Annotated in this window: 23 protein-coding genes and 2 tRNA genes; 12 read left to right on the top strand and 13 right to left on the bottom strand. The window is 63.0% G+C overall.

Features of this window, described 5'->3' with window-relative positions; genetic code table 11:
• Nucleotides 1-142 precede the first annotated feature (142 nt).
• From AACZ17_RS03305 to AACZ17_RS03290, 4 genes are all read left to right on the top strand, one after another.
• Nucleotides 143-1396 (top strand): thiolase family protein, encoded by a 1254-nt coding sequence (locus tag AACZ17_RS03305; protein WP_290739060.1) that lies wholly within the window; start codon nt 143-145, stop codon nt 1394-1396.
• A complete protein-coding gene (locus tag AACZ17_RS03300; RefSeq protein ID WP_290739057.1) occupies nt 1393-1800 on the top strand; it encodes a zinc ribbon domain-containing protein in 408 nt (135 codons plus the stop codon). The genes AACZ17_RS03305 and AACZ17_RS03300 overlap by 4 nt, the downstream gene beginning before the upstream one ends.
• A 107-nt stretch (nt 1801-1907) precedes the next feature.
• Nucleotides 1908-2675, top strand: coding sequence for a crotonase/enoyl-CoA hydratase family protein (locus tag AACZ17_RS03295; protein ID WP_290739054.1), 768 nt, complete (start codon nt 1908-1910; stop codon nt 2673-2675).
• A 41-nt stretch (nt 2676-2716) separates the two neighbouring features.
• Nucleotides 2717-3949, top strand: coding sequence for an acetyl-CoA C-acetyltransferase (locus tag AACZ17_RS03290; protein WP_290739051.1), 1233 nt, complete (start codon nt 2717-2719; stop codon nt 3947-3949).
• A gap of 50 nt (nt 3950-3999) precedes the next feature.
• Here AACZ17_RS03290 and AACZ17_RS03285 read toward each other — a convergent pair.
• Together AACZ17_RS03285 and AACZ17_RS03280 are read right to left on the bottom strand one after the other, a co-directional pair.
• Nucleotides 4000-4076: transfer RNA gene (locus tag AACZ17_RS03285), tRNA-Asp, on the bottom strand.
• A gap of 17 nt (nt 4077-4093) precedes the next feature.
• A tRNA-Val gene (locus tag AACZ17_RS03280) sits at nt 4094-4169 on the bottom strand.
• Nucleotides 4170-4360: 191 nt separating this feature from the next.
• Here AACZ17_RS03280 and queD point away from each other — a divergent pair.
• Together queD and AACZ17_RS03270 are read left to right on the top strand one after the other, a co-directional pair.
• On the top strand, nt 4361-4717 hold the full coding sequence (gene queD / locus AACZ17_RS03275) for a 6-carboxytetrahydropterin synthase QueD (protein ID WP_290739048.1): 357 nt from the start codon (nt 4361-4363) through the stop codon (nt 4715-4717).
• A gap of 431 nt (nt 4718-5148) precedes the next feature.
• The gene (locus tag AACZ17_RS03270) at nt 5149-5793 is read left to right on the top strand and encodes a LysE family translocator (protein WP_290739045.1); all 645 of its coding nucleotides are present in this window, start codon (nt 5149-5151) and stop codon (nt 5791-5793) included.
• Here AACZ17_RS03270 and AACZ17_RS03265 read toward each other — a convergent pair.
• Nucleotides 5790-6116 carry a DUF3301 domain-containing protein gene (locus tag AACZ17_RS03265; protein ID WP_290739043.1) on the bottom strand — a complete coding sequence of 109 codons (327 nt, stop codon included), beginning with the start codon at nt 6114-6116 and terminating at the stop codon, nt 5790-5792. The two genes, AACZ17_RS03270 and AACZ17_RS03265, sit on opposite strands and share 4 nt — an antisense overlap.
• A 33-nt stretch (nt 6117-6149) precedes the next feature.
• Entirely contained in the window at nt 6150-6920 is a 771-nt protein-coding gene (locus AACZ17_RS03260) for an alpha/beta fold hydrolase (protein WP_290739040.1), read from the bottom strand.
• Nucleotides 6921-6983: 63 nt separating this feature from the next.
• Here AACZ17_RS03260 and AACZ17_RS03255 point away from each other — a divergent pair, with 63 nt between their 5' ends.
• Entirely contained in the window at nt 6984-7769 is a 786-nt protein-coding gene (locus AACZ17_RS03255) for a hypothetical protein (protein WP_290739037.1), read from the top strand.
• 29 nt (nt 7770-7798) lie between these two features.
• On the opposite strand, the gene AACZ17_RS03250 is transcribed toward AACZ17_RS03255, so the two are convergent.
• Nucleotides 7799-8617: a crotonase/enoyl-CoA hydratase family protein gene (locus AACZ17_RS03250; protein ID WP_290739034.1), complete on the bottom strand. Its 819-nt coding sequence runs from the start codon at nt 8615-8617 to the stop codon at nt 7799-7801.
• A gap of 32 nt (nt 8618-8649) precedes the next feature.
• Nucleotides 8650-9207: a nitroreductase family protein gene (locus tag AACZ17_RS03245; RefSeq protein WP_290739031.1), complete on the bottom strand. Its 558-nt coding sequence runs from the start codon at nt 9205-9207 to the stop codon at nt 8650-8652.
• A gap of 315 nt (nt 9208-9522) precedes the next feature.
• On the opposite strand from AACZ17_RS03245, the gene AACZ17_RS03240 reads away from it, so the two are divergent.
• Complete coding sequence (locus AACZ17_RS03240; RefSeq protein ID WP_290739029.1) at nt 9523-12144, top strand: TonB-dependent receptor; 2622 nt, start codon at nt 9523-9525, stop codon at nt 12142-12144.
• A gap of 76 nt (nt 12145-12220) precedes the next feature.
• Here the strand turns inward: AACZ17_RS03240 and AACZ17_RS03235 are convergent, their stop codons facing one another.
• Nucleotides 12221-14116 (bottom strand): beta-ketoacyl synthase, encoded by a 1896-nt coding sequence (locus tag AACZ17_RS03235; RefSeq protein WP_290739027.1) that lies wholly within the window; start codon nt 14114-14116, stop codon nt 12221-12223.
• Between the two features lie 125 nt (nt 14117-14241).
• On the opposite strand from AACZ17_RS03235, the gene AACZ17_RS03230 reads away from it, so the two are divergent.
• The 3 genes from AACZ17_RS03230 (at nt 14242) to ribB (ending at nt 17707) form a co-directional block, all read left to right on the top strand.
• Nucleotides 14242-15270, top strand: coding sequence for a helix-turn-helix domain-containing protein (locus tag AACZ17_RS03230; protein WP_290739025.1), 1029 nt, complete (start codon nt 14242-14244; stop codon nt 15268-15270).
• Between the two features lie 100 nt (nt 15271-15370).
• Nucleotides 15371-16552: an acetyl-CoA C-acyltransferase gene (locus tag AACZ17_RS03225; RefSeq protein WP_290739007.1), complete on the top strand. Its 1182-nt coding sequence runs from the start codon at nt 15371-15373 to the stop codon at nt 16550-16552.
• A gap of 42 nt (nt 16553-16594) precedes the next feature.
• Entirely contained in the window at nt 16595-17707 is a 1113-nt protein-coding gene (gene ribB / locus AACZ17_RS03220; RefSeq protein ID WP_290739004.1) for a 3,4-dihydroxy-2-butanone-4-phosphate synthase, read from the top strand.
• 13 nt (nt 17708-17720) lie between these two features.
• On the opposite strand, the gene AACZ17_RS03215 is transcribed toward ribB, so the two are convergent.
• The 4 genes from AACZ17_RS03215 to AACZ17_RS03200 all read right to left on the bottom strand — a co-directional run bounded on the left by AACZ17_RS03215 (nt 17721) and on the right by AACZ17_RS03200 (nt 21730).
• Nucleotides 17721-18482 (bottom strand): enoyl-CoA hydratase-related protein, encoded by a 762-nt coding sequence (locus AACZ17_RS03215; protein WP_290739001.1) that lies wholly within the window; start codon nt 18480-18482, stop codon nt 17721-17723.
• A 4-nt stretch (nt 18483-18486) separates the two neighbouring features.
• A complete protein-coding gene (locus AACZ17_RS03210; RefSeq protein WP_290738998.1) occupies nt 18487-19167 on the bottom strand; it encodes a nitroreductase in 681 nt (226 codons plus the stop codon).
• A gap of 84 nt (nt 19168-19251) precedes the next feature.
• Entirely contained in the window at nt 19252-20070 is an 819-nt protein-coding gene (locus AACZ17_RS03205; RefSeq protein ID WP_290738996.1) for a crotonase/enoyl-CoA hydratase family protein, read from the bottom strand.
• A gap of 31 nt (nt 20071-20101) precedes the next feature.
• On the bottom strand, nt 20102-21730 hold the full coding sequence (locus AACZ17_RS03200; RefSeq protein WP_290738993.1) for an acyl-CoA synthetase: 1629 nt from the start codon (nt 21728-21730) through the stop codon (nt 20102-20104).
• A 250-nt stretch (nt 21731-21980) separates the two neighbouring features.
• Here AACZ17_RS03200 and AACZ17_RS03195 point away from each other — a divergent pair, with 250 nt between their 5' ends.
• Entirely contained in the window at nt 21981-22886 is a 906-nt protein-coding gene (locus tag AACZ17_RS03195) for a VOC family protein (RefSeq protein WP_290738990.1), read from the top strand.
• A 3-nt stretch (nt 22887-22889) separates the two neighbouring features.
• Here AACZ17_RS03195 and AACZ17_RS03190 read toward each other — a convergent pair whose 3' ends face one another.
• Together AACZ17_RS03190 and AACZ17_RS03185 are read right to left on the bottom strand one after the other, a co-directional pair.
• Nucleotides 22890-23639 (bottom strand): transporter substrate-binding domain-containing protein, encoded by a 750-nt coding sequence (locus tag AACZ17_RS03190; RefSeq protein WP_290738987.1) that lies wholly within the window; start codon nt 23637-23639, stop codon nt 22890-22892.
• 38 nt (nt 23640-23677) lie between these two features.
• Nucleotides 23678-25015, bottom strand: coding sequence for an MFS transporter (locus AACZ17_RS03185; protein WP_290738984.1), 1338 nt, complete (start codon nt 25013-25015; stop codon nt 23678-23680).
• Between the last annotated feature and the right edge of the window lie 2 nt (nt 25016-25017).

The raw sequence follows: 25017 nt of genomic DNA, 5'->3' as shown, positions 1-25017 counted from the left end.
GGAGGAACACGCAGGCTGACCAGTCGGCTTGCCCCGATAACGCGCCCCGGGCTAGTCTTCGCAGCCAGACTCTGAACTTCAGCAGGCTACGCATGCGCACAACCCGGCAGAACTTCCAGACGGCACAGCGGATCCGCCGCTGATGCCTGCATTATCGCTGCGGTCGCTCGCGCGCGCCACGTCGCTGCCCGCGGGCGGGACCGCGGAACCCCTGGAGGATATCCGCGGTATCGCAACCATCACCGGCGTGGGAGAAACCGCCGTGAGCGGGCCCTCAGGCCGCGACCCACGGCAGATGGCACTGGAAGCGGTGGCAGCAGCGATAGCCGATGCCGGCTTACAACCGCAGGACATTGATGGGCTGATGGTGTCCGGACACATCGCAGACCAGATCACGCCAGATGACTTCCACCGCCACTTTGGTACCCTGGGTCCTCTCTGGTTCAGCACCGAGGGCGGCGCTATGATCTGGGCTGCCACCTGCGCGCATGAGGCGGCAATGGCCATGCGCGCCAGGCGGGCCACGCATATCGTCAATGTGTTCGCAGTCGACTGGGCCACGCGCCGGGCCGCGGGCACAGGAACACCGGGAGACTGGCACGCCGGGGAAGACATGAAGGCACACCTTGAAGTGCCTCTGGGCTGGTACCCACAGCCTGTCTATTTCGCCACCTTCGCCCGGCGGTACATGCACGAGTATCAGCTCACCGAGGCACAGCTCGCCGCCATCCCGCTCACCTTTCGCCGCCATGCAAACGGACATCCTGGCGCGGTGATGCGGGATCGCGGCCTGACGCTGGAGGCCTACCTCGCCCGACCACCACTGGCGGGCCCATTACGACGCGAAGACTGCTGCCTGATTTCCGACGGTGCAGCGGCCTGGGTCATGAGTCCCTCGGAGCGCGCGGCGGACATGCCCCGGATTCCGATCCATATCGATGGTGTGGGGCACGGGCGAATCGCCGGTGCGCCCTACATCAGCCAGCAACTGGACCTGACCGCTACCCCGCAGGTTTTCGCGGCACCCTGGGCCTACGCCATGGCGGAAACGGCACCTGCCGAGGTCGACGTTATTGCCGTCTACGACTGTTTTTCCAGCACGGCGCTGATGCAGATTGAGGACCTGGGCTTCTGCCGCAAGGGCGAGGGCGGCAGCTTCGTGCAGGAAGATCGCCTGCACTATGCACGCACGCGGCGACAGGGCGGCATACCCTGCAATACGCACGGCGGGCTGCTGTCCCACGGCTATTTACTCGGTGCCTCCCACGTCGTGGAACTGGTGCGACAGCTGCGTGGTAGCGCCGCCAACCAGGTCACCGATGCGCAACGCGCTGTATATGCAGGATTTACCGCGGACGAAGCGGCCACACTGGTGCTGTCCCGGGGGGGCGCATGAACGGGCCCGATCTCGACCACCCGCTGGCCGGGCCATTCTGGTCGGCTGCAGCCCGGAAGGAGCTGCAGGTCACCTGGTGCGCCGCCTGCGACCGCGCGGTCTGGTACCCGCGTCCACACTGCCCGCACTGCGACGGAAACCTGCACTGGCGCAGGCTGTCCGGTGAAGCGTCGCTGATCAGCTGGTGCGAGGTCGCCGGAGGATTGAACCCGCAGTTCCGCGAAGCCTATACCTGTGCCCTGGTGAGCCCGCTGGAAGCACCGGATATTCGCATCGTCATGCGGGTGACTGAGAACACGACACCCGCCCTGCGCTGCGATATGCCGGGCCGCGTCGACTTCGTCTACCTGCAGCAGACCAACGGGGCACCCTATCTCGCCCCCGCCTTTACGCCCTACGCATAGTGCACCGGGCCGGTTACGCTTTGCGCCGCGGCGCAGTATGATCCGGACACCGGCGATCACTGAGGCTGGAACGCAACCTGAACTATTGACACGCATGGAGTGAACACATGTCCGAACACGTTGTAATGACCGACATTGACGATGGCGTCCTGACCATCACGCTAAACCGTCCGGCCGCAAAAAACGCGGTAAACAAAGCGGTAGCCGAGGGCATAGCCGCCGCTATCGACGAGCTTGAGAGTAATTCGGCGTTGCGCGTGGCGATACTCACCGGTGCAGGTGGCACCTTCTGCTCCGGCATGGACCTGAAAGCCTTCGTCACCGGCGAACTCCCCATCGTTGAAGGACGCGGATTTGCCGGTCTCTGCGAATATACACCCGCCAAGCCCCTGATCGCCGCGATCGAGGGCTATGCGCTGGCCGGCGGCTTCGAGCTGGCGATCAGTTGCGACCTGGTCGTCGCCGCTGATGATTCCAAGTTCGGCATTCCCGAAGTGAAACGCGGACTCGCGGCCGGCGCCGGTGGGCTGGTCAAGCTGCCCAAGCAGATTCCCTCCCGCATTGCCAAGGAACTGGCGCTGACCGGCGATTTCATCTCCGCACATCGCGCATTTGACCTGGGTCTGATCAACGAAGTGGTGCCCGCTGGCAGTGCGCTGGATGCTGCAAAAGCCCTCGCCCGCAAAATCGCCGCCAACGGCCCGCTGGCAGTCGCCCTGAGCAAACAGGTGGTGGACGGCGCCCAGGACTGGAGTAGCGACGAAATGTTCGCCAAACAGCAGGCCATCATTCAACCCATTTTCACCAGTGAGGACGCCATCGAGGGCGCCACCGCGTTCGCGGAGAAGCGCGCGCCACAGTGGAAAGGCCGCTGAACGCGGCACCCCGGAAACCACGATACTTGAGGACTATACCAATGTCAGAAGCATGGATTATCGATGCCTGCCGAACACCACGCGGCATCGGCAAAAAGGGCAAGGGCGCACTCGCCGACCAGCACCCGCAACACCTTGCGGCAACCGTCCTGCGCGCGCTCGCCGAGCGCAATCAACTGAACACCGCCGAAGTCGATGACATTATATTCGGCACCAGCACCCAGCGCGGCCAGCAGGGTGCGGACCTCGCCCGCATGGCAGCTCTGGACGCGGGTTACGACGTTCGCTCCTCCGGTGTGACCCTGGACCGGTTCTGTGGGTCAGGCATCACCTCGGTGAGCATGGCGGCCGCCTCGATCATGTCGGGAATGGAAGACCTGGTGATCGGCGGCGGCTGTGAAATGATGTCGACCTTTGGCAGCGACCCCAATCAGTCACCCTTTATCGACAGCGACAATCTGCGCCTGCGGGAGAAACACCCGCAGCCGCATCAGGGCGTGTGTGCTGACGCCATTGCCACGCTGGAAGGCATCGACCGCCACGCGGTCGACAGCCTCGCCGCGCTGTCTCAGCAGCGCGCGGCACATGCCATCAGCAACGGCCACTTCGAACGCAGCCTGATTCCCGTCTATCGTCTCGACGGCAGCCTGGCGCTGGACCATGAAGAGTTCCCGCGCCCGAATACCACACTGGCAACCCTGTCGGAACTCAAACCCTCCTTTGAAGCGCTGGCAGACTACCCTCTGGACGAGGCCGGCACCACATTCCGCAAGCTGGTCAACCAGGCCTACCCCGACCTGAAGATCAACCACGTGCACCACGCCGGCAACTCCTCCGGTGTTGTAGACGGTGCCGCGGCTATCCTGCTGGCATCTCCCGCCTATGCGCAGGCGCATGGGATGAAGCCCCGGGCCCGCATTGTGGCCATGGCGAACATGGGTGACTCTCCCACGCTCATGCTCAATGCCCCGGTACCGGCCGCGCGCAAGGTACTGGCGAAAGCCGGCCTGCAGCTGTCGGACATCGACCTGTTCGAAATCAACGAAGCGTTTGCCGTGGTTGCGGAAAAGTTTATCCGTGACCTCAAGCTCGATCGGGAGAAGGTGAACGTCAACGGCGGGGCAATGGCACTGGGGCACCCGATTGGCGCTACCGGTTCCATACTGATCGGCACGTTGCTCGACGAACTGGAGCGCCAGGACAAGCAGTTTGGCCTGGTCACCATGTGCGCCGCGGGCGGCATGGCCCCGGCAATTATCATCGAGCGCATCTGAACGCGCGAAAGGCACAAAAAAAGCCACCCGAGGGTGGCTTTTTTTGTAATTGGCGGAGCGGACGGGGCTCGAACCCGCGACCCCCGGCGTGACAGGCCGGTATTCTGACCAACTGAACTACCGCTCCAGAAAGTCCTCGGTTGATGGTGGGTGGTGACGGGATCGAACCGCCGACCCTCTGCTTGTAAGGCAGATGCTCTCCCAGCTGAGCTAACCACCCCCTGACCGAGAACGCGCATTATAGAGATAAAAAAAAGGCTGTCAAACGTTCCGGAATAAAAATCGCGGATTTTTTCCAACGCTGAAAAAACCCGTGTTTGATAGTAATATTTCGCGTTTCCTCAATCCGTTTGCTGCGCGTTATGGCTGCTCTGGTCACGCATGGCAACACAACCCACAGGCTCTGGCTGCATGGACATCTACAAGGAGTTTCACTTCGAGGCGGCGCACCGCTTGCCCAACGTACCGGCAGGCCACAAGTGTGCACGTCTGCATGGCCATTCATTTCAGTTACGCCTGGTGGTGTCTGGTGAGGCCAGCGAGCCCAGTGGCTGGGTCATGGACTTCGGCGACATCAAGAGCGCCTTCAAGCCCATTCTCGAGCAGTTGGACCACTACTACCTGAACGACATACCCGGGCTGGAAAACCCCACCAGCGAGAATATTGCGCGCTGGATATGGAACGCCCTGAAACCCGAGTTACCGGAACTGGCGCAGGTTGAAATCCGGGAAACCTGCACATCAGGTTGCGTCTACCGCGGGCAATAGCGTGTCACCAACGCGTTACATCCCGGTAACATGAAAGTTTTTGGTTGACGTTTGCAAAGACACTATTGCCGAAGGGTTCCGTCGCGGGTCATGCAGATGTTACCCGCGAACACCGCTCCGCGCTGTTCCCGCGCCGGGCCGGGGGTTACCATTGGTAGCACACAAGGAAAAGGTTATGCACATTGGCCGCACTGCCGTCGTGCCCTGCAAGCTTAGCATGGGAACCCAATGCCGAGTATCAGGAATATTCTGTAAGTCATTGTAAATAAAGTTAAATTTAGGTTTGATTGTTTTTTAACCAATCTGTAACATGCCGCCCGACCACTGGGCTGAGGCCGGGATTAAACAAATTACTCACCGAGTTATCCACAGAATCTGTGGAAAAAAGATGAAAAAATGACCCTGTTACCCAACCCTGGAGCAAGACCTCAGTGGATGCCGTGACGTGGATATCGCTGCTGGGCATCTGCCTGCTGGGCGCCATGGCACCGGGACCCAGCCTGGCGGTCATCCTGCGCTGTACCGCGCGCGCTGGCCGCCGTGCCGGCCTCGCTGCGGCGCTGGCACATGCAGCGGCCATCGGCTGCTATGCGGCATTGACCGTGAGCGGCCTCGCCCTGGCGCTGCAGCGCTCGCCAGGCCTGTTCACCGCCGTACAGACCGCCGGCGCAGCATGGCTGCTCTATCTGGGTCTTAGCGGCCTGCGCCAGTGGTCAGCCGGCGCCACGGCGACCCTGCAGGCCACTGCGGCCGCCCCACAGTCGCTGGCACAGTCAGCGTCCGAGGGGTTTCTGGTGGCCCTCCTGAACCCCAAGGTCGGACTCTTCATGGTCGCCCTGTTCAGCCAGTTCCTGCCCGCTAGCCCCGGTATGGCGACGCAGGCCCTGATGACAGCCACGGTTATCGCGACGGACGCAGGTTGGTATTGCCTGGTGGCCTTCTCGGTGAGCCGACCGCGCTGGCTGGCCATTCTTCGCAGCAGAGCCTCCCTGATTGACCGGCTGCTCAACACCCTGCTGGCCGTACTCGGTGCCGCGATGCTACTGCACCTCGCCCGGCAAGCCCTGACAGGCTAATGCAGGGTGGTTTCCGGTTCGCGCACGATGATCGCCTGCAGGCGCTGCCCGAGCATGATGACGTAACCCTCATGGCGCTCGACACCATCAAAGCTGTAGTCGAACCGATACTGGCGCCAGACCCGCCAGCGACGCTGCTCATCGCGGCTCAGGGAGATGCGATTGAGGTGCACAGTCTGGTCGAGCAGCTGGAAATCATCGCGCTTTCCCGCCCTGTCCACAGCGGCGACCGCCAGCTCCCGCACCCTGATCGAGGCCAGAAACCAGGCGCACAGGAGCCCCAGCAGCAGCAATGCAAAGACGTCGCCCAGCGTGAACAGCACCTTTAATGACCCCTGCCGCAGCTGCGCTGCATGTCAACCGTCAAGAAACGCAACCACACGCTGGTTGAAGCGCGTCGGCTGTTCGGCGTGCAACCAGTGCCCACACCCCGCGAGCGCCGTGATTTCCGCATTCGGGAACAGGGCCTCGATGTGCGGGCGATAGGCGTCCTGCACGTAGTCGGACAGCTCGCCGCGAATAAACAGCGTGCGGCCGTCAAAGGGCGCGACGGGCTCCGGTGCGGCAAGCAACGCCGGGTACTGCTCGCGTAACACCCGGTGATTGAAGCGCCACCGGTAAACACCGCCCTCATCGCGCTGCAGGCTAAGCAGCAGGAACTGAATGACCGTGTCTTCTTTCAGGTGTTGCGCCATCACCTTCGCCGCGTCGGCGCGACTGCTGCAACCTGCCTCCGCCACCGCGGCGACGGCGGCGAACACAGCCTGGTGGGAGGGCGGATAGGCTACCGGCGCGATGTCCGCCACGACCAGTGCGTCGACCCGGTAGGGTGAATCCAGCGCCAGTTGCATCGCCACCTTGCCACCGAGGGAATGACCGACAAAGTGTGCCGTTTCAAGGCCCCTGTGGGTCATCCACCGGTCCACGGCCTGCGCCAGATCCGGTAAAGACATACTGTCGGTCCAGCGCGAGCGCCCATGGTTTGGCAGGTCCAGACTGTGCACCCGATAGTGATCCTGCAGCGCCCGGGACACGCCCCCCAGATTGCTGCCCATGCCAAACAAACCGTGCAAAAGCACCACGTCGGGGCCGTCACCCGCCACCGAGTCGAATACTTCAGCTGTCATTATCGCTGCCTCTCCCTCGAGATTTTGCTAGTATGGCCGCACTATAAACGAACTGGAGTCCTTATGCGTTATTTCCGGAGCGCGCGCCGCCTGGGCACTCTACTGCTACTGCTCGCAGGTCTCGTGGCCTGCGGCGGTGCCACGTACAACCCCACTGTATTCCCTTACGAGCTGGATGAGGAGCGCCTCGCCCAGACCAAAGTGAAAACCGTTGTGATCGCCCACGTCAACCTCGGCCCGCCCTCGCGCAGCTACCTTGACAAGGAGGCGCCACGCATCGACGGCATGGTCGCCACCTACCTGAAGGACAACGGCTATAAAGTGATTCCCCAGCGCGAATTCACCCAGCACTGGAACACGGCCGTGCGCGCCTTCGGTGACCCGGTGGACCCAACCACCGGCCGCATGAACATGAACACCTTCGTGCAGATCATGCAAAGCGTGCGCGATCAGCTGCGGGAAAACACCGACGCCGACGCGGTGGTTTTCACCGATCTGCTGGAGTCCGAGGTACCGTTTTCCTCCGGAATCAATCGTGTAGCACGCTGGCACGGTGTCACCCGCAAACCGACATTGCAGGGGCCCGGCAGCGGCGTCTCGACAGAGTTTGACTGGAACCAGGGCGCCTCGGTGGCCTCACTGCAGATCAGCATTTATGACATGGAACTGAAACGCATTTTCGCCAGCGTCGGCGGCCTCGACGTCACCGATGCGATCGACGCGCGCTCGTCGGGCGGCCGCTTCGTACGTCGGCGCAACATCCTGGAAAACGACAACTTCGTCAACGAGGGTATCGCCATCGCCTTGCACCCGTTCATCGTCTCGGATATCTGGCCGGGCAACCCCTAGCAGAGCCCGCAGGCGCGTCCCCGGGTCACCTAGTCTTCGTAGCTGGCCGTCTGCTTCGCCGCCTGGGCCTGGATCCCCGCCATCAGATCCGCCTGACTCAGCATGCCGGCGTTCCAGGTGGCGATGTAATTCAGGCCATCACGCACGCTGTGGTCGCGGCTGTAAAGCAGCATTTCCTTGGTGCCGCGCACCGCCAGCGGTGACTTCGCGGCAATATTGCGGGCGATCTCGGTCACCTCGCGCAGCAGGGTTTCGCGATCCGGGTAGACCCGGTTCACGAAGCCTATCTCGCGAGCCTCTTCTGCGCCCAGATTGCGGCCTGTATAGGCCAGCTCCCGCACAATGCCATCCGCCACCAGTTTCGGCATGCGCTGCAGGGTGCCGACATCCGCGGTCATGCCGATGTCGATCTCGCGAATGGCAAACCAGGCGTCTGCGCTGGCGTAGCGCATGTCGCAGCAACAGACCAGATCCACGCCACCGCCGATACAGGTATTGTGAATCGCCGCCAATACTGGCTTGCGGCAGTTCTCTATCGCGCTCAGGTTATCCTGCATCCGCAGCACGTTGCGCCGGAATTCCTCACCCTGCCGGGCCGGATCGCTGGACTGGCCCTTGAGACCGTTGAACATGGCGAGGTCCAAACCGGCGCAGAAGTGCCTGCCGTTGCCGGCGAGCACCACCGCGCGCACTCCGGGCTCGGCATCCAGCCACTCAAAGCAGAGCTGCAGCTCGGGCCACATGGCCGCATTCATGCTGTTGGCCTTGTCCGGGCGATTGAGGACGACCGTCGCCACCTGTTGTTCGATGCTAACGGCCAGGGTTTCAAACTCGGGTATCGACGTCATACAAGGACTCCTGAGGTAAAACACGCCGCGGCTTACCAGCGGCTGAGAAAATCGGCGGGCTGCAATGCCGGCACGTTCTTGGGATTGCCGTCCCGGGTGCCGAGATAAAGAAAGGCAACGACTTCTTCATCCCTCTCCAGACCCAGCGCCGCGCCAACCAAGGGATCAAAGGCGGCGTCGCCAGTGCGCCAGATACCAGCGTAACCGAGAGCTTCTGCCGCCAGCAGGATGGCGTGGGCAGCGCAGCCCGCGGACAGCCGCTGCTCATAGAAGGGAACCTTGGGGTGCTCCTGCAGGCAGGCAACGACCGCCAGCAGCAGCGGAGCGCGCAGGGGCGCTGCACGGGCCCTCTCTCTCACCGAGGCATCGGCAGCGGGATCCCGGCGCAGCAGGCAGCGCTCCAGCACTTCTCCGAAGTCCTCCCGCCGCTCCCCCTCGATGGCGATGAACCGCCAGGGCCGCAGCCAGGCATGGTCCGGCGCACGCAGCGCCGCCTGCAGAAGCTCGTCAAGCTGCTCCCCGGAGGGGCCGGGCGCTGTCAGCCGCGGCGCCGAATTGCGGGTTTGCAGGTGTTGCAGGATGTCGGGCATGGGATGCGCACACCGGCTGTGGTTGGCAAGGGCCGACATCATACCAGCGCCGCGGGAAAACAGCGAAGCCGAGCCGCCTGTTACACGGTCAGGCCGGTAATTTTTCCACTCTCGGAGGCTGGCATCGGGCTGGCGACATGTTTAGAGTGTCAACTTGGCGTTACCGCAAGACAAACTGCGGTAAAAATCAGGCTTGTTCGCACGTGCCAAAAACACCATAGTTCAACCGCAAGCCAAAAACAGCGCAGCGCACAGAGCACCGGCGCACAATCTGTATACAGCTAGCACTTTATATCAATAACAGGAGCACCGACCATGCGACAACACAGCAACCACCCGTATTCTCCAAGAAAGAGCCCGTTGGCAGCCGGCATTGCTGCTCTGCTGGGCACCGTCGTGACCACCACCTTTGCCGTCGGCGCCTTCGCCCAGGAATCCGCCCCCAACAGACTGCTCGAAGAAGTGATGGTTTTTGCCCAGAAAAAGGAGCAATCGATCCTGGAAGTACCGGTATCGGTAGCTTCCTACAGCAACGAAGCGCTGGATCGTGCGCAGATTCGCGATCTCTCGGAACTGCAGCAAGTGGCGCCCAGTGTCGTCTTCAACAGCTCAACCGGCGCCACCCAATCCATCCTCACCATTCGCGGCATTGGCACCGCGGGTCAGAACTCCGGGCTGGAGCAATCGGTGGGGGTGTTTATCGATAACGTCTACCGAGGCCGTCCCGGTGCGGCCCTCGGCGACTTTGTCGACCTTGAGTCCATCGAGGTGCTGCGCGGCCCACAGGGCACACTGTTTGGACGCAACACATCGGCGGGCGTGATCAGCGTGCGCTCTAAGGCACCCGAACACGAATTTGGCGGCAGCGTCTCCGTCGGTGTTGGTGATTTCGGCGCCAAGCAACTGCGCGGCTCCGTCACCGGCCCCATCAACGACAGTCTGGCATGGCGCCTGGCCGGCACCTGGCAGGAGCGCGATGGCTATATCGACGATGCCTTCAGTGGTGAAGAATGGAACGACAGGGACCGATATTCCGTACGCGGGCAACTGCTGTGGGACGTAACCCCCAATACCACCGTGCGCTTTATTGCAGATTACACCGAAACCGACGAACGCTGCTGCGTGCCTGTGGGCCTGTTTGACGCGGATTCTGCGCTGCTGATAGTCGGTAGCGAGGGCGGCCTGGGCGCCTTGAGCCCGCTGTTCTCCAACTTCCGCATTGGCGTCCCCTTGCAGGAAGGTGTGCCCGGCTCAACATCCCCACAGGAAGTGATATTCAGCGGCCAGTTCCCGGACCCGGACGATTTCGAGGGCACCAGGACGACCGCCGCGGGTGCGGATGACAGCTTCGAGGATGGCGGCTTTTCCATCGAGGTGAACAGTGCACTGAATGACCGGCTTGATTTGACCGTCATCGGTGCCTATCGCTTCTTCGACACCCAGCCATTCGGCGATATCGACATGCGCACGGCGGATATCTGGCGCGGGGGTCGCGGGCAGGACATTGATGAAATCTCGCTGGAGATCCGCTTGTCCGGCAGCACGGACACCGTCGACTGGACGGTCGGTGGCTTCTACTTCGACCAGGACATCAAGGGCAATGGGCGGTTTGAATGGGGCACTGACGGATCGGCTTATCTGTCCCAGGTCGGTTTGGCCAGGATCTTGACAGACCCTGAAATCATTGCTGCAGGTGGCGCAATCAGCGACTTGCTGGGGTCGGGCCTGCTGGATATCGGCAACGATGCCCCCGGTGGCGCCGCCAACCCGCTCAACTGGTTCCCAACCGCGGCCCTAGCAGGGACTGGCGCTACGGAAACGGTGGATTACAACTCCGAAAGCATTGCCATATTCGGCCAGGTCACCTTCAATCTTAGCGATCAATTGGCCTGGACCATCGGGGCGCGTTACACCGACGAGGACAAGAGAGCGTCCTACCTGACGACTGCCGATGATCCCTTCTCTGCCCGGGATCTGCGCGTGACATCTCTGACTGGAAACGATGGCCTGTTCTGGGCACTGCGCCCGCTGCAGGTGCACTTGGCCTCTGATCCCGCCTCTGACTCCTTCAGTGACGATGACCTGTCGTTCGCCACCAGCGTTAATTATGAACTCAGCAGCGACCTCTCCGTATTTGCCCGCTTTGCCCAGGGGTACAAGTCCGGCGGCCTCAATCTGAACGGCACCATTGGCCAGGAGCCTGGCGACCCGACACCAACCTTTGCCAACAACCAGTTCGGGTCCGAAACCAGTGACTCCTACGAAGTCGGCGTCAAATCATTCCTGTTGGGCCGCAGTCTGCAATTGAACGCAACGGTGTTTTACCAGGAGACGGAAGACTTCCAGACCAACTCCTTTGACGGCGTAGGCTTCACCTTGCGCAATGCCGGGCAGATTGATGGCCTGGGCCTGGAGGTCGACTACAGCTGGATGCCGGATGACCACTGGATCATCAGTGGCGGCCTCGTCGTACAGGACATTGAGTACGACGAATTCACCAACGCCTCCAGCACCATTGCCCAGCAGGAAGCAGCGGGATTGCGCGCAAGAGCCCTGGGCATCGTTCCGGACCAGGACCTGACCGGAGAGACCCCCAACTTCGTTTCTGACACCACCTGGTCCAACACGGTGGCCTACACCCGGCCAATCAACAATGCCATCGCCTTCGACATTGCGACCAGCTGGCGCTACCGCTCCAGCTTCAATACGGCGCAGGATGCCGATCCGTTGGCGAGGCAGAAAAGCATCTGGACTGTCAATGCAACCGTGGGACTCACCGCTGTAGATGGCAGCTGGCGTTTTGAGGTGTGGGGCAAAAACCTGACCGATGAAACAGTGCTCAACATTGGTTTCGACACCCCTTTGCAGACAGGTTCTTTTAGCGGCTTTGTTGAACCCCCGCGCATGTATGGTGCAACTGCCACCTACAACTTCTGAACCGACACTCCCCGAGGGCCACCTCGGGGAGCCCGCTTTGCCCCATCAGCGCCGACAGCGGCTTCCTGTGAGGCTGTCAGCCGCGTGGCGTTGACTCTCCCTGACTGTTGGCACTCGACCGTGATCCCGGCTGCATATCCGCGTAGGGGTTAGGCAGGTCCAGGTCAATCCGGTAACCACCCACCTGCATATCACGTTCGCCGATGCTGACATCGGCATCTCCCAGCACGCCGAAATCGAAGCGGTAGGTCGGCGCGACCGTGCCGGCGATCATGGCGTCGTCATAGTCCTGCTGGCGCTCGCGAACGAACTCATTGGCGCGTTCCCAGGCCCGCCAGGGGCCGCTGCCGTGGCGCGACTGCAGCATACGTGCGGTGACTGCGGGACTCAGCAGGGTAGCGGAGGCGTTGTTGCCGCCGAAGCCCTTGGAATTGATGATGGCGTAGGACTGCCGGGCAGGGTCGACCTCCCGATGGCGCAGAGTGAACGCCAGGCCGTCCTGACAGACATCCTCCGCCAGTGTCTCAATGGTGTTGATGGCGGGGATAATACCGTCCGCCCAGATGCCCAGCGTAGCGTTGACCTGGTCGCCGGACGCAGACCCCAGGGAGTGCCCCAGATAGGATTTCAGCGCGGCTACCGGCCAGCCCTCGATGCCGAAGGCCCGTGCCGTCGCCGACAGTATCCGGGACTCGGTCACCCGGTTCTGTGGGGTGCCGGTGCCGTGAGCCTGCACCAGGCCGCCCTCGCGTAGCGCCTGCTCGCCAAGCATGGCGCGCACCGCCGCCACCGCCTTGGCCATGGTGATGTAGTTGCCCACACCCGGGCCGGAAATGGACTTCTTGTAGCCATCGGCGTTGACGAACACATCAGTGGCAGCGCCGTACACGGTAGCCCCCAGTTCCAGCGCCAGAGCATCATCAAACAACACCACCATCTGCGCCGACTCGGCAATGGTAAAGCCGCAGTTCTCGGCGAACGGGCGACAGGCGCGACGGTGGTCGGCGGTGGTTGACCCGTCCAACTCCCGCAGCCCCTTGTCCGTGGCCAGTGCGCCCATGGCGGCATAGCCATCCATCACCTCGGGGTTCACCGGCGCTTCAGCAGACCCGATAAATGCCACCCGTGCTCGGCCGCTGCGGATGTCCTCGATGCCCTGGCGAAGATTGTAGAGAAACGAGGCACAGGCCCCCAGGGTTGCGCCGGTCGCGCCCATGCTGCCCAGGACGTAAGCATTGACAAAATCCGCCGGCATTTCGGCGAGGGACAGTGGACAGAACTTGGACGTGACACGCTGCCCGTTGTGCCGCGCACGCAGCATTCCCCCTGCCCCCGCGCCATCGAGTTGCCCCATGGCGCTGCCCGCATAGACGCTGATCTGGTCGGCAGGCACGCGCTGCTGGATCTGTTCCCAGGGAATCCCGATGCTCTGCAGCGCGTCGGACGCCGCGTAGATCATCATTTGCAGGCCGCGAGGGTGATTCCGCGAGGCGTACAGGGTCCCGGGATCGAACCCGGTGGGCAGTTGTCCCGCGGCCTTGACTTCAAAATCACGCACCGTGGGCAACAGGACGTCCAACGGTTCAGGCATGGTGACATCGACCTCGTCGCTGCTCACTGGCACAATCTGCCAGCCTGGTGGCAACACGGCCGGAAGCTGTTGCCGACGCAGCCTGAGCACCAGGGGGCCGCTGCCGGCTCGCGCCGTGAGTCGCTGGTTCCAACCCACCGCATCCGGGTCGAAATGCTGCGGCTCCACGCGACGGATCAGCGTGTGGGCCAGCAGGTACTCCTCCGATGCCGCTGCTGCATCCACTCCCATCAACCGGGCGAGCGCGGAGAACGTGCGAGTTCGTGTCACCGCCGGCAGGACATCGTGCACCAGCCGACGATAGGCATGGTGCGACGACGCACGCCCTGCGCCGTTGATACCGCCAAACCCGACAATCACCGGCAAACGCGCCTGCCCCATACCACTCTCCTCTGTAGATAGCCTGTACCTCAGCGGCGCAGTGTAGGTGCCGCTCCCCCGGGATAAATATGTTTATTCCGCCAAGTATCGTGGTATTTTGGCCACACGATAAGGAAGCCCACACCATGTACACCGTAGCCGCCCTGCTCTACCCCGATGCCCTTGCCACCAGTGTCACGCTCCCCATGGAGATCTTTGCTGCCGCCGCGCAAACAGCGCGCAGCCAGGATCGCCGCGCCCCGGGCGTGATCTACCAGCTCGCGGCAGAGCGGGCCGGGCCGGTGACCCTGACTAACGGCCTGACCCTGCACGGGCAACTGTCACAGTGGCACCTGCCCGCGCTGGACCTGTTGATTCTCCCGGCTATCTGGCGCACACCGCAGCCCACGATCCGGGCCTGTGCCCCCTGGATGGATACCTTGCGATCGATTGCGGCATCGGGCACACGCATCTGCAGCGTCGGGACGGCGAGCAGCCTGCTGGCAGAGGCCGGCCTGCTCGACGGACGGCCCGCCACCACACACTGGAACTATTTCGAGCGCTTTGCCCGGCGCTACCCGCGGGTCGCACTGAAAACCCGGCACCTGATCACGCAGAGCGACAACATTTATTGCGTAGGCAGTGTCAATTCTATCGCCGACCTGTGTGTGCACCTGGTAGAAGGCTGGTTCGGCAGCCGCATCGCGCGCGCCGTCGAACACCAGTTTTCTCCCGAAATACGCCAGCCTTTCCAGGCTGCCGCATGGCAGGATGCGCCGCGGGGACGCCACCATGATGAAACCGTATTGCTGGCGCAACAGTGGTTGCGCGACCGCATGCCGGGGCCCCTGTCGCTGCAGGACATGGCACCCGCACTGGGCGTCAGTCCACGCACCCTGCACCGTCGCTTCCGACAGGCGACCGGCATGAGCCCGCAGGCCTACCTGAATGCACTGCGCATGAACGCTGCTCGCGACCTGCTGCGCCGCAGCAACCTCAGCATTGCGGAAATTGCCTGGCAACTGGGGCTGCAGGATGCCAGCTATTTTTCCCAGCGCTTCCGGCGCAGTAACGGTGTTACTCCGGGTCAATACCGCGAAGCCGTGCGCGGCAAGCTGTTCGATCCGCCCGAGCAGTCACAGGCCGCGCCGCTTCGGGGCCGGCCGCATCCTTGAGTCCAGTCTCCGTCTGTGGCCTAATGTGCGCCCGCTTTACCGAGGGTCCGCAGGCCTGCGGGCAACACCACCGCCGTAACCAGCAGTCGGGAATATCATCATGAGCAAAGAATCAGTCGTCATCGTCAACGGTGCCCGCACCCCCATGGGTGGTTTGCAGGGGAGCCTTGCGTCACTCACCGCAGCACAGCTCGGCAGCACCGCGATCGCGGCAGCCCTGGAACGTAGCGGTGTCGCAGCAGCTGATATCGACGAGATCTTCATGGGCTGTGTGCTGCCTGGCGGCCTCAAGCAGGGCCCCGCGCGCCAGGCTGCACGGGGTGCCGGCATTCCGGACGGTGCAGGCGCCGTTACCCTGAACAAGCTCTGCGGCAGCGGCATGCAGGCTACGATTTTTGGGTTTGACAGCATCGCGGCGGGCACCAACCAGACGGTCGTTTGCGGCGGCATGGAGAGCATGAGCAACGCACCCCACCTGATTCCGGGCGCGCGCGGCGGTGTGCGCACAGGCCACGCGAAACTGCTGGACCACATGTTTGTCGATGGCCTTGAAGATGCCGACACGGGACGCGCCATGGGCAGTTTTGCCCAGGAGACCGCCAATCAGCGCGGGCTGACTCGGGAGCAAATGGACGCTTTTGCCGTGGAATCTCTGACCCGGGCCAAGCGCGCAATTGAGGACGGCTCGCTGCAGGCGGAAACCGCGCCGGTTACTGTATCCAGCCGCCAGGGCGACACCGTGGTCAGTGATGACGAACAGCCACACAAGGCAGCCGTCGAGAAAATCCCTAATTTGCGTCCGGCCTTCGCCGCCGATGGCACGATTACCGCAGCCAACAGCAGCTCGATTTCGGATGGGGCCAGCGCCCTGATCTTGATGAACGAGCGCACCGCAGAGGCCCGGGGCCTGCAGCCGATGGCGCGCATCGTGGCGCATTCACGCCACAGCCAGCACCCCTCAGAGTTCACCATCGCGCCGATTGGCGCCGTGGAAAAGCTGCTGGCGAAAACCGGCTGGCAGATTGACGATATCGACCTGTTCGAAATCAACGAGGCCTTCGCCATGGTCACTATGCTGGCCATCCAGGACCTCGGCCTGGATCACGCCAGGGTCAACATCCACGGCGGCGCCTGCGCGCAGGGCCACCCCATCGGGTCGACCGGCTCGCGTATCATCGTCAGCCTGATGTACGCCTTGCGTAAACTGGGCAAACAGCGCGGTGTTGCTGCACTGTGCATCGGGGGTGGCGAGGCCACCGCCGTTGCCATCGAAATGATCTGACACCGATCCGGCGGGATCGCCCGCCGCTTCCAGAGGCACAGCATGGCACTCAGTAGCATTCCGGACATCCTCGACGACATCCGCGCCGGCAAGATGGTTATCCTGATGGATGACGAGGACCGCGAAAACGAAGGCGATCTCATTGTTGCCGCTGAGGCGGTGACACCGGAGATCATCACGTTCTTTTCCAGTGAGGCCTGCGGTCTGATTTGCATGCCTATCACCGAAGAGCGCGCACGCCGGCTGCAACTACCCCTGATGGTGCGCGACAACCGCTCCCAGCACGAGACCAATTTCACGGTGTCCATTGATGCCGCAGAAAAGCTGGGGCCCGGCATCAGCTCCGTACAGCGTGCGCACACGGTCCGCAAGGCGGTTGCCGCTGACGCCAGGCCGTCTGACATCATTCAGCCCGGGCATATATTCCCGCTGGTCGCCAAGCCCGGCGGTGTGCTGCGCCGCGCCGGTCATACCGAGGCGGGTGTGGACCTGGCGCGCATGGCCGGCTTCGAGCCCGCATCGCTCATCGTGGAAATCATGAACGAGGACGGCACCATGGCGCGGCGCCCGCAGCTGGAGGTCTTCGCCGAGCGCCACGGGCTGCGCATGGGCACCATCGCCGACCTTATCGAGTATCGCTCCCTGCACGAGCAATCGGTTGAGCTGCGGGACACCAAAACAGTCAACACCGAGTTCGGTGAGTTCACGCTCTACACCTTCAGCGACCTCATTGACGACACGCTACACTTCGCCCTGACTCGCGGCGAACTGCGGGAGGACACGGCGGCACTGGTGCGCGTGCAAACCGTTAACCTGCTGCGCGACGTCGTCGGCACGCTGATCGGTGATGCGGTACCGGGCTGGTCATCGCGTCGGGCACTTGAGCGTATCGCCAGCGAGAATCTCGGCGCACTGGTATTGATCGGTCAGCCGGTTGCCTCCGCCCAGGCACTTGCCGACGTGATCCAGTATCCAAACGCACCCACGGTCACCAACAGCAAAAACGGTGGCATCGGCAATTACCGGGTCATCGGCACTGGCGCCCAGATTCTGAAACGTATCGGCGTGGGGAAAATGCGCCTGATGTCAGCCCCCATCCGCTTCAATGCGCTGTCGGGGTTCAGCCTGGAGGTCACAGAGTTCGTGCAGCCCTGAGTCGCGGCCAGGCCTAATTGAATCTCGGTGGACGTTTCTCGAAGAATGCAGTCAGCGCCTCCAGGTTATCGGCTGACCCGGCTTGACGGGCCATCGCCGCCTGCTCGGCCACGAAGGCTGCCTCAATGGCCGGCTCGTGGTGCAGGCGCAGGGTGCGTTTGATTTCGCGGAGGGAGCTGACCGGCCACTGCGCAATCGCCGCGGCCCGTTGCAAAGCGTGGTCAAGCACATCCTCGTCTGGCAGCACCGCAGCGACAACGCCCAGCTGCAGGGCGCGGGCCGCGTCAATCCATTCTGCGGTGTAAAACAGCTCTGCGGCGCGCTGCGCACCGATATTGGCCTGCAGCATATAACTGCTCGCCCACTCCGGGACCAGGCCCAGCGCAGCAAACGGCAGTCGCATGCGAAAACTCGCTCCGGCATAAACGACGTCGGCATGGAACAGTACCGTAGCCCCGCCTCCGACCGCGACGCCCCGGGGAGCCGCCACCAGTGGCTTGTCGAAGCTGGCCACGGCCCGAGCGGCGCTCTCGAAGGGGTGTGGCGTATCCGCCTCGCTACCGCCAAAGCTGGCCAGGTCAACACCCGCACTGAAACTGTCGCCGGCACCGGCAAGCACCACACAGGCCACGCCATCATCCTCTGAGGCCGCCGTGAACGCCTCACGCAGCGCAATCCACAGTGGGTCGTTGATGGCATTTTTCTTGGCAGGGCGATTGAGCGTCAACAGGCGCACCCGGCCCCGCTGTTCCTGCAACAGGACATCACTACCCATGGCCTCAGGCCTCACTGTGGAATACAACAAAATCGTCAACCGCTGCGCGCTCGGTGATACAGCGATTGGCGGCGGCCTCCGGGTCCGGATAGCCGAAGGAGATACCGAACATGAGCTTGTGCGCCGGATCGACCTGCAACGCCGTGCGCAGCTGCTCAGCCTGAAAGCCGAGCGCCGTTTGCGGGCAGGAACCCAAACCCTGTGCGGTCATGCTCAACATCAGGGTCTGCGCAAACATCCCGAGATCGCAGGCCTCGCGCAGGCCAAACGGTTCTGGCAGGAACAGGAAGGCAACGTGCGGCGCATCAAAGAAAGTAAAGTTGCGCATGAAAGCCTCCTGCCGACGCGCCTTGTCCTCCCGTGCAATGCCCATGGCATCATACAGCGCCTGCGCTGCAGCGTACTGGCGTGTTTTGTACTCGCCCTCGTAGACGCCATCATAGGGGAAGTCCATGCTGATACGCCCCGCCATGAACTCGGCAGGCAGCAGTGCCCGCAGCGTCTCCAGTTTTGGACCCGACGCCACGTGCACGATCCAGGGTTGCGTGTTGCAGTTGCTCGGCGCACAGGCGGCATCGGCAAAAATCTGGCGCAACGCCGGCTCAGGCACGGGCTTGGGCAGAAAAGCGCGCAGGGAGCGGCGCTGGCGCACCAGGGTGCTGAAGGTGGATGCGTGATCTGACATACAAAGGCCTCGGGCTAATCGGTTAAAGCGCGTCATTATGCGCAGCAAAAGGCCACCGAACCAGTCGGGCGGCCCATCGCGCCATCACTCACCGCGAAAATGCGCCGGGCGTTTTTCCTTGAAAGCCCGCATTCCCTCTTTCGCATCGGCGGAAGCAAACACGGGGCCGGCCAGGGCATCCGAGGCGCGCATGGCATCGTCTTCGGACATGCACTCCTGATGCTCGCGCAGGGAACGCGTGACGGCGGCAACGGCCAGCGGTGCATTGGCGCAGATTCTGGCCGCATAATCACGGGCTGCCGCCAGCGTGGTGCCCGGCGCAACCAGCTTGTTCACGAGGCCCCACTCCAACGCCTGCCGGGCACTGATGTGCTCACCGCAGAGCAGCATTTCAGCCGCCAGGCAGTAGGGAATCTGACGGCGCAGGCGCACGGTTGAACCGGCCATTGGATACAAGCCCCGTGCCACCTCGGTGACACCGAATACGGCGTCTTCTGCCGCCACCCGAATATCGGTACCCTGCAGGATTTCGGTACCTCCCGCCAGCGCATAGCCCTCTACAGCGAGTATCAGCGGCTTTGCCGGGCGGTTGTCGCGCAACAGGGCCTGCCAGTGCAGGTTGGGTACGTCGGCCATCAACGCCATAAACTCATCACTGGCGCCCTGGTCACCCTCGGCCCCGGCTTTCAGGTCCATACCCGCGCAGAACGTATCGCCAGCCGCGGTGAGAATCGCGCAGCGCAATGCGGGGTCCTCGTCCAGCAGGCGCCAGGCCCGGTAAAGGCCCAGCAGCATGGCCGGATTGAAGGCATTCTTGGCCTCGGGACGATTCAGGGTCACGATAAGCACACCGCCATCCTGCTGCACCCGGCAGCTTGAAGTGCTGATAGCCAGTTCTTGCACGGTTATTCTCCTTGGTCTGTGGCCAGTTTGGCTAATTGACGCGATGCTCACCGGAGAGCGCAATCTCCAGCGCCTTTGGATAGGCCGGCTTGCCGCTGGGCGCGCGCGGCACTTCCGCGACCACATGGACTTCCCGCGGCACCTTGTAGCCGGCCACATGCTTGCGGGCCTCCTCCTGCAGCGAAGACAGGCTCAGTGCGTGCCCGTCGCGCAACGCCACCACCGCCGTGACCTTGCTCCCCAACCGCTCGTCGGGTGTGCCGACCACCAGACAGTCAAACACGGCAGGATGGTTTTTCAATGCCTGCTCAACCTCTTCCGGGAACACCTTCTCGCCCCCGGTGTTGATGCAATTGGAGCCGCGACCGTACACGGTGATGGTATTGTCCGGTTCCAGGCGCGCCTCATCCCCGGTCAGCAACCACAGCGTGCCATTGACCGGGACGAACGTTGCGGCGGTCTTTACCGGGTCGTTGTAATACCCGACCGGAATGTGACCGCTGCGAGAAAAGATACCCTTCTCGCCCGGCGTGACTTCACGATAGGTTCCGTCCTCGGCCCGGGCGAGCACCGACATGAACTCGCTGCGCGCCACATTCACCAACCCCTCTCCGGGTTTGCCACCGCCATCGGCCCCCATTGCCCCCGACTCCGACGAACCGAAACTGTTCATAACCATGATGTTCGGCAACAGCTCGCGAAATGCCGTCTGCTTGCTGGCGGAGAACACAGCACCACCCGACCCCACGGCAAACACGGAACTGAGGTCCCAGCGCCCCGGGTTCGCCTGCAAGGCATCCAGCAAGGGTACAGCCATGGCATCCCCGACGATGGTCAACGAATTCACCCGCTCGCGCTCGACAATATCCCAGACCTCCTCGGCTACCAGGTGATGCGCCGGATTCAGCACCAGCGCGTTGCCCGACAGCAGCTGGATGCAGGCGTACCACCAGCAGGCGCCATGCATCAGCGGTGCCAGGGCTATACCGACAATGGCAAAGTCGCCGATGCGATCAGCGATCTGTTCGGGCTGGGTAATGACGCCATCGGGGTGAAAGTAACCGCCGCCACCCATCGCTGCATAGAACACGTGCTTGTGTGGCCACATGACGCCCTTGGGCATCCCTGTGGTGCCACCGGTGTAGAGAATGAACAGATCGTCGTCCGCGCGTTCGGGGAAATCCCGCTCAGCGCTCTGGCCGGTCAGCGCCTGTTCATAGGCCGTGCTGCCAATGGCATCGGTGTCGGCGCCGCTGCTGTCGTCCACGTAGACAAACGTCTTCAAAGCCGGCGCCGTCTCACGCACGGCCGCGATGTGCGGCGCAAACTCGCGATGATGGATACAGGCCACCAGATCGGCGTTGCTGAGGATATAGGCCAGTTCCTCTTCGACGTAGCGGTAGTTGATATTGATCGGCACGGCGCGCAGTTTGAAGCAGGCGAGCATGCCCTCCAGGTATTCGTTACAGTTATACAGGTACAAGCCGACATGCTGGCCGGCCTGTACACCCTGGCCGGCGAGGAAATGCGCGAGGCGGTTGGCGCGCTGTTCAAGCTGCAGGTAGGTGGAGCGCTGCTGACCGCAGGTCAGCGCGGTGCGGTCCGGAACCCGGTCCGCCACCAGTTCAAACAGGTCGGCGATATTGAAATGACGGGGCATGCTGTGTCTCCGCTATTATTCGGTTGTTGTCCACCGTCCGTGAACACCCGCTGAGTATTCTACAGTGGTGGCGCCAGCTCAATGACCCAGCGGCAACTGTGAGTGACATTCTTGCTCCGGGGTGCCATCGGGGTCTGGGGTTTCCCTGCTTATACCAGCCACGCTGTCTCGCGATGCTGCACTGTGCCTGCGACAGATTCGCCCTTACTATGGGCGGAGAAGATGTCTTTCACTGCGAGGAGAACACCGCATGACTATTGCTGCCATTGGCTACCTGAGAATCGCCGCCACCGATACGGACGCCTGGATGGCTTTCGGTACGGGCGTGCTGGGCCTCATGGACGCGGCGCGCGAGGACGCGGCCGGCGCTCGTTTCCTGCGCATGGACAACCACCCGTTCCGCTTCATGATCGAACCCGCCAGCAAGGATGGCCTGATCGCCGCGGGCCTCGAATGCCGCGGCCGCAGCGAGTGGCTGGCAGTGTGCGAACGCCTTGGCAGCGCCGGACACACACTGCAGGCAGGCCCCGCCGATGAGGCAGCACGGCGCTGCGTGACCGAGTACGTTACCGTGGAAGACCCCTGCGGCAATACCCTCGAGCTCTACTATGGTCGTCGCCTGGACTATGCGCCGCTGATTTCCCCCACGGGGGTCAAGCAGTTCATCACCGGCGACGAGTACACCGGCGATATGGGTTTTGGACATGCCGTGCTGCCGACCCCCGACCTGGAGGCGGCGGCCAACTTCTACACGGAGCTACTCGGCCTGGGCGTCAGCGACACCCTGTATCCACCGCTGCCGGAGGGCGCTCCCGAGACCACCATCCTGTTCCTGCACGCTGACAACCCGCGGCAGCATTCGCTCGCGCTGTACAACCATCCTTATACAGGCGGCGTTGTACACATCATGGTCGAGGTGAGCAGCCTGGACGAGGTCGGGCGCGCGATGGATCGGGCAAAGACCGGCGGACACCCCATCCTCGCCAGCCTGGGCCGCCACGTGAACGACAACATGTGCTCGTTCTACGTGGTCGCCCCCGGCGGTATCGCAGTGGAATATGGCTACGACGGCCTGCTGGTCGACTGGGAGACCTACACGCCGACGGTCAGCACAGAAGGCGATTACTGGGGCCACGAGTACAACTTCCCGGGCTGATCCTCAGGGCACTTCCACCGTCACCGGTATCCACCGGTCGATGATGTATTCCAGGGTGCCGTTCGCGCGCATGGTCGCCAGCGCGCGATTCAACTCCGCGGCCAGGGCCGGTGCATCGCTGCGCACGGCCCAGGCCAGCTGTTCTTCCGTCAGAAAGTGGTACTGGCTGATCAGATCAGGGTAATCGTCAGAGGTGGCCAGCAGCCAGCTGGTCGGTGCGTCATGTACAAAGAGGTCAATCGACCCCGCGCGCAGGGCGGCGAGGCCCGCTGCCACATCCTTGAAGGGCGTAATCTGTGCCGCAGTCAGCTCGGCGCGCGCCCAGTCCTCACCGGTGGTCGCGGCCTCCACACCCACCCGGGTGTCCTCACGGAAAACCGACCATGGCTGGCCGAAACGGGCAACGCTGTCGATGCGCATGATGGCCATCTGACCGGCTTGCAGATACGGGTCGAGGAACGTCACCTGCTGTGCGCGCTCGGGGGTATAGCTCATCCCGGACATGATGATGTCTATGCGCCCCGCTTGCAGCGCCTCCAGCAAAGCGTCAAAAGGCATCGCCAGCAGTTGCGCCGGGCGGCCGATGATCTCACCCAGAGCCCTCGCGCTGTCCGCTTCCACGCCGACGATGCGTTCGCCATCGTAGTAGGCGAGGGGCGGCCGGTCCGGCGCCACACCCACGCGCAGTGGATCGGCGTATGCGGCTGCGCCGCAGAGCGCCAGGGAGCAGAGGAGCATCAGCAGTCTTTTCATTGCGGGCCTCACAAGGGTCATCATCAACAGGGCCGGATTCATCCGGACACCGAGGGTAGGGTCAGAGAACGGTAGCTCGCCAGGGCACCCAGGGCGATCAACAGTGCAAGCACGGCTGCAGTGCCAAAGGCGGCATCAACAAGACCGAGCCCGGCACCCGCAAACAACAGCACCCCGATGGCGGTATTGCTGACCGCAGTGTACTGGGCCCGGTTTTCACCGGAAGCCATATCCACAAGGTAGGTCTTGCGCCCTACCCTCGCGCCCTGGTGCGCGACCGCTGCCGTGAAGACCAGGACAGCACCGGTCACACCGTGGCCCAGGGCTGCAGGGTAGACTGCTTGCAGTGCCACTGCCACGGCCACCACGGCAGTGGACAACGCGGCTGCCGCCGCCATGACGTAATGCGCCGCGCTATCTGCCCAGCGCCCCCAGAACGCGGCAGACAACAGGCCCGCCGCCCCCTCCGCCAGCAACAAGGCCGCAAAACTGAGCAGCTGGGCGTCCGCCGCCTGCTGCAACAACACAACAAGATAGGGAATGGCAAAGGCCGTACCAATCAGCAGCGCCCTGGCGACCACAAAACGACGGAACTGTTTGTCCGTGCGCAGCAGGCCAAGGCTGCGCAGCGCCTCCGTAAAGGCATTGCCACCTCCCTCCGTAGCACCCGGCACCTCGGGCACTGCGGCAAAGACAGCAGCGGCAACAAACCAGAGCCCTGCTGCGAGCGCAAGAACAAGCGCGAACACACCGGCACCGGCATCGCCGCTGCGTCCGCTCAGATCGGGAAACAGCATCAGGACAATTGCGACCAGCAGGGTGACTGCCCCGGCCGCGGAGGCGGCCAGGCCGGTCAACCGCCCGCGCCGGGCCTTGGACACCGTTTTGCCCAGGACATCTTTGGCCGCTACCGAACATACGCCCCGCGCCAGGCTGAAGCAGGCCAGGCAGGCGATAATCGCCCATCCCAGCGCCAGGCTCTGCAACAAAAGCACCGCCGCCACCATGCCGCACAGCGCCATCCCCTGCACGACACTACCGAATACCCAGAAATATTTGCGCAGGGCGTGCTCACGAACCCACTGCGCCACGAAGAGCTGCGGCAGCAGGGAGAGCGACTCGCGTACCGGCACCAGAAGTGCCACAAAGGCCGCCGGTGCACCCAGTGCCGACAACATCCAGGCCAGCACCAGCCGGCTGCTGGTCAGGGCATCGCCCACCTTGGTCAGGGTCTGTGCCAACCACTGCAGCAGAAACGCCCGGGGCTGCTCATTGCAGGCGGCATCGGGAATGTCGCGACAAACGCGGGCGTCCTCATCCTCGACCAGCAAGCTGTACACCCTGTCGGGCAAGCTGTTGGCAGTGCTGCGATTCACGC

It is taken from the genome of uncultured Haliea sp., from assembly GCF_963973825.1.
Lineage (GTDB): Bacteria > Pseudomonadota > Gammaproteobacteria > Pseudomonadales > Halieaceae > Haliea.
Note: the sequence above shows the minus strand (reverse complement) of the source record. Positions and strands in the feature narration are given on the sequence as shown.